Source organism: Sphingobacterium sp. 18053, from assembly GCF_902706145.1.
Classification (GTDB): Bacteria; Bacteroidota; Bacteroidia; order Sphingobacteriales; family Sphingobacteriaceae; genus Sphingobacterium; species Sphingobacterium paramultivorum.
Genome location: NZ_CACSJW010000056.1, coordinates 1 through 401, shown reverse-complemented (window position 1 = coordinate 401; position 401 = coordinate 1). Strand labels below are relative to the sequence as shown.

General features: G+C 46.9%; 1 pseudogene. It reads left to right on the top strand.

Annotated features, from left to right (window positions below):
* Nucleotides 1–12: 12 nt before the first annotated feature.
* Nucleotides 13–401 (top strand): annotated as a pseudogene (locus GVK91_RS27260) (conjugal transfer protein TrbE); the annotation flags it as partial.

Genomic DNA, 401 nt, shown 5'->3' with positions numbered 1-401 from the left:
ATCTTGCTTGGCATGATGCTGGCTTACTATCAGCGTATGGTGAAGGAATATCACCTTAAAAAATATCGCTCAAAGGATGAATCCTTCGCCGACATGCTTAATTACGCCGCTGTTGTTGATGATGGTGTAATCGTATGTAAGAACGGTTCTTTTATGGCGTCTTTCTTTTTTAAAGGTGCAGACAACGCGAGTGCGACAGACCAAGAAAGAGAGCTTGTCTCATTTCGTATTAATAAGGCAATTGGCAGACTCGGCAACGGCTGGATGATGCACGTTGATGCGATTCGCAATCCGGCTCCGTCATACAGTGACCGAAACGCTTCACACTTTCCTGATCGAGTTTCCGCTGCCGTGGATGAAGAACGTCGCCGCCTGTTTGAAAAGCTGGGGCAACTGTACGA